Below are 4,326 nucleotides of genomic sequence, written 5' to 3'. Positions count from 1 at the left end.
ATGAAAGGGCAGTCCTCTCCACTCAAGTCTAACTCTGAGTAATTGGAGCTGAGAAGTTGAGTGATGGCGGTACGCCAACACTTCTCAGTGGTCTTAGCTTTAAAGAAAATGGGCTTCCATAGACCTGTCCTCTTGCATAAGCCCCCGCGGGTGACAGATAAGTGGATGTGCACATTCCAATTCAGCTTTCTCCCGTAGGTATGAGTGCACAGAACACGCCAATATCGATATCGAGTTGCTTTGCCCATCCTAAGAAGATTTTGGCTGCGCCGCAATTTTCAAATTTCAGCTCAGAAAGTGGGGCAGCAGCCCCAACGGGTCGAAGTTTTACTACAACATCCGTACCACCAACGGGCGGTGCAGGGACAGAGAATGTTTCATGTGAACTTTTCAAGTCAGATGCTATGGAGTGCAAGATAGCGGTAGGCGGTATGCAAAATTGCTGCAAGAACCCTGTCGCCGTGACGCTTGCAGATTACATCAGTTTAACGAGAACAGTACTCACTATGGATGGTCTCACTGGACAGGTTTTTGGCATTGACGGCTACAGCGGCGCATGGAGCATGTTAGAGGAAGGCGCAAGCAACGTAGCAAACTCGGCTTGGGAGTCTGTTTCAGGGTTGTGGTCTAGTGGTGCAGATGCCGCAACGGGGACGGCAACGACTGCGGTTGGTGAAGAAGCAGGGAAAGGTATGATGCATACCTTTGGTCAAGCGATCATGACGTATACCAATGACTTTTTAGCGAGCACATTTGGTCCTGATGTGGCGGCAATGTTTTTTACACAGAATGCTACAACAGGAGCCATTGCACCATCCGCAGGGATGGCAAGTGCTGGCGCAGCGTTAATGTATGTTTACTACGCCTACCTAGCGTATGTCGTGTTTAACTTGTTGGTTAACATCATATGGGCGTGTGAGGAAGAAGAAATGGACTTGGCAATGAAGCGTGATTTGTTATCGACTCACTACCTTGGGTCTTACTGCAAGTCGGAAGTGCTAGGGGCGTGTATTGAAAAACGCGAGTCTTATTGTGTGTTTGATAGTCCATTATCCAGAATCATGATGGAGCAAATATACATGCAGCCACAAATGAACTTGCGTTGGGGTTCAGCTAAAAAACCCAAATTGTGGCGGTCTTAAAATTGAAGATTTGGATAAGGTTATCGCCTATCTGGGCGTTACCGAACATAGAGTTAGCCCAATCGGTGGTGTTGTGGATCATTGGAAGCATGGTTGTATAGCGGTTCAAGTCAGGTGGTAACTTATGATCTCTCATATTGGTGTTAAAGTCGATCCTAGACGGTTGATTTGTGTATAAGAGTCAGGTATTAAAGTATCATACTAAAATGGCAGCGATCGCAGTCGATACGCTGCCATTTCTAAATCGAAAATGCCCCTTTTCGTGCCAACGATGTTCAATCTCACAAATCACAACGTGGCAGTTTGACCTACTTTTTCTTATCCGTGTAATGTCTAGTATTTCGGGGGCTTAACACTATCTTCTATTAGCTACTTTTGTACAGAGAACATTCCAGTGAATCGAAAACAAGCGCATGCTATCTATCACCAACTTTACACTAAGAAATATCCTGTATTGGAAGCTGAAGTCTGCCAATATTGTGGTACGGATGTGGATTTATCCATTGACCACGTTCCTGCACTAACCACTGCTCAACTGTATGCGACAAGAAAAGATATTGACCTCATCTTAGTCGTGTCATGCATGGAGTGTAATCAACTTCTCACAAATGACTTGCTCCCACTATTCAATGACCGTTTTTTCACCCTCAAAGAACGCTTATTAAGAAGATACAAGAAGGATCTAATAAACGAATTTCGAAATGGCTTCAATTGGGACGCAGAATACCTTGCCGAGGCAGACCAAAAGTTCAACAACATGTTAGATCGAATTGGCTTTGGTCTAGTTCGGTTTGATGAGCTAAATGAAGAGGCACAGTCAATACTTGCTCTCGAGGTTGATTGCTATGAAGCAACTTTAGGACAGTTGATTGCAAATAGAACCGGTGGTGGCCTCTTAGCTCATGACAATATCAATAGTGAAGACACTGAAGACGACCACATAGAGGAAAAGTGCAGTTATTCTAAGTTTCTACAGATCATAAACTATCAAAACATTCAGTCATTATTGCAATACGAATCTTGGTTGGAAGAACACTACGAAAACCTTAAAAAATATCTCTTACCTGATAAACCGACAATGTTTTACAAAAAAGACTGGAGCGATATTTTGAAGGAGTCACAAGAGCTCAGTGTGAATCAAATGCCAGATTCTATGGATGAGCGAGATTACTGCTTACTTGATGAGTTCATTGAAGTTTGCATTGAGAGAAAAATTGAATCTCAAAAAGACTATATAGAATGGTTCGATGAAAACCTTTGGGGAGCTGTAATCGCACTTGATTTGCCTGAAGCACCTGAGCATATATACGGTGTAACTTGGAAAGAGATATTAGAGCAAGCGAAATTAAGTGAGATCGAAGGTGAAGAAGAGTTTGATGATGAATATCCTGAAGATATAATTTCAAAACTCGATATTTTTGAGTCCTTACTTTCTACTCGCGAACTAGAGAAAGACTTGATTATGAACAAGGGAAAGTTTGTTAAGTTTTTAAACGAAACTGAACTTGGCACTTACGAAGCATACCTTGAATTTCTGAATAAAGTGAAAGATGATGGATTAGCGATTCACTTTCCGAAAGACCCAATCAAAGACTATGATGATTGGCAACTTAAGGCCTTTTACGACAACATGCCAAAGCCGAATATAAGCGATTTCAGTTCGGACTATATTGAAGCGTGCCTAGAAAACTTGTCATCGCTTGTCTCTCGAAAAGTATCTTCGAGCAATGCACTCTTACCAGAACTCAGCTTTGTTAGCTTCTTGCTAATGAGCAAACTGAGAAACGATCAAGAATACGCGGATTTCTACGCATCAATTAGTGGGCATGAGTTACAAATTCATATTCCTCAAACCCCCTCTAAAGCCTACCCTCACTGGGTAAGTTGGCCTCTCGATTAGAGGTTTTGCCACACTTCTTAATAATTCGTCATGAGCTAAATTAGTAAAAACGGTAACGGAGAAGTGTCCGATTCCGTGCCGACCGTTCAGCTGAAACGAATCTGCCCCATTCCTTGTTTCGACCGATTCAACACAGATATCATCAAAGCATCATTTGACTAACTTTTTCTAATCTAATTACGTGACCAAACTCAGTGCCACTACAACTTTGATAGAAAACCCATTATTTCACCAAGAAAGAAAAAACGCCTCAATAGGCGTTCTAACTGTTGTTCTTAAATCAAGATTTTAGAGCTTGTTCCAACTACGAAATAGCTTGATAGAATTGGGGAATCGTTTTGAGTTCATTACCCCAATGCTTTCTTGAGTGAGTGAATTTTTCGCTTAATGTGCCCAGTAATTTATCTACATCAGATAGAAGTAATTGAGTACCAATAGGTGATGCATTTTCAAGATTATGCATAGTTGCAAATGCTTCTATCCGTTGCCGCATATCGAAAGTTTGAGTTGCTGGTTTTTTTTCCTGCTCAGTACAAAAATCAAGAAATTCCGCAATGTCCTTTCCCGCCTCAGAGCACACCGCTACCATTCCTTCAAAATCAGCAATGCTGAAAAAATGTATGTTTTCAATAGGAAATTGCCCATTACTAGCTTCAGTTACTTTATGTGATAGCTCTCCACCGAGATATTGAACTAACTTAGAACCACTTCCACAGTAAAAATCTTGATGTGTAACCACTATTGAGTATCGGTTTTCATAAGGTGCTAGACCTTCATAGGCTATATCGCCCAATATTTGAGCACAGTGACTGCCTTGCGTAACGCCACTCAATAGATTGTCTCTCAGCTTATCTTTGATCATTCGTGGTGAGTCGGTCACTAGCAACTTTTCTTTTGGCTCAACTCCTTTCGCATCAATAAACACAGAAGAACCATTGTTTTGATGTAGAAAATCAATAACTTTTCCTTGGCGATTATGCTGCTTATAGGTTTCATTGATATCATCTTCTGTTATATAAGTGAAATTGGACTCTTCCAGAGTTGTACCAACATATGACTCAAAACTTTTGGTAAACTTTTTTGGAAACGCTGGGTGTCAACAGCTTTAAGCGTTCGCAGGACAAACTGTGAGCTTACGGCAGCATAGCTCAACTTAACTCGCCAGCTCTGGTTTACTAAGTGCTTATCCAACATAAGGAAGGCACCATGCAAAACCAGAAAAACCTGATTCAGGCCACTGCTGACTTTGAGCACTGGCGACAAACCCGCATTAATAAACATGCC

The 4,326-nt window shown here is 41.7% G+C and carries 4 protein-coding genes and 1 pseudogene; 2 read left to right on the top strand and 3 right to left on the bottom strand.

Features of this window, described 5'->3' with window-relative positions; all coding sequences use genetic code 11:
* Positions 1–268: pseudogene (locus H5300_RS25665) on the bottom strand (transposase); the annotation flags it as partial.
* A gap of 136 nt (positions 269–404) precedes the next feature.
* On the opposite strand from H5300_RS25665, the gene traN reads away from it, so the two are divergent.
* On the top strand, positions 405–1,142 hold the full coding sequence (gene traN, locus H5300_RS25660; protein WP_182797256.1) for a conjugal transfer protein TraN: 738 nt from the start codon (positions 405–407) through the stop codon (positions 1,140–1,142).
* A gap of 394 nt (positions 1,143–1,536) precedes the next feature.
* Positions 1,537–3,042, top strand: coding sequence for a hypothetical protein (locus H5300_RS25655; RefSeq protein WP_182797255.1), 1,506 nt, complete (start codon positions 1,537–1,539; stop codon positions 3,040–3,042).
* 304 nt (positions 3,043–3,346) lie between these two features.
* On the opposite strand, the gene H5300_RS25650 is transcribed toward H5300_RS25655, so the two are convergent.
* Positions 3,347–3,967, bottom strand: coding sequence for a hypothetical protein (locus H5300_RS25650; RefSeq protein WP_259397952.1), 621 nt, complete (start codon positions 3,965–3,967; stop codon positions 3,347–3,349).
* 86 nt (positions 3,968–4,053) lie between these two features.
* Positions 4,054–4,326, bottom strand: a 273-nt coding sequence (locus H5300_RS28180; protein ID WP_259397951.1) for a hypothetical protein, incomplete at its 5' end; no start/stop codon positions are given.

The organism is Vibrio sp. SG41-7, from assembly GCF_014164465.1.
Classification (GTDB): Bacteria; Pseudomonadota; Gammaproteobacteria; order Enterobacterales; family Vibrionaceae; genus Vibrio; species Vibrio splendidus.
Note: the sequence above shows the minus strand (reverse complement) of the source record. Positions and strands in the feature narration are given on the sequence as shown.

What these genes read in the sequence shown, in the direction of transcription:
- traN (WP_182797256.1), top strand. Translation starts at nt 405, where the DNA reads ATGGAGTGCAAGATAGCGGTAGGCGGTATGCAAAATTGCTGCAAGAAC.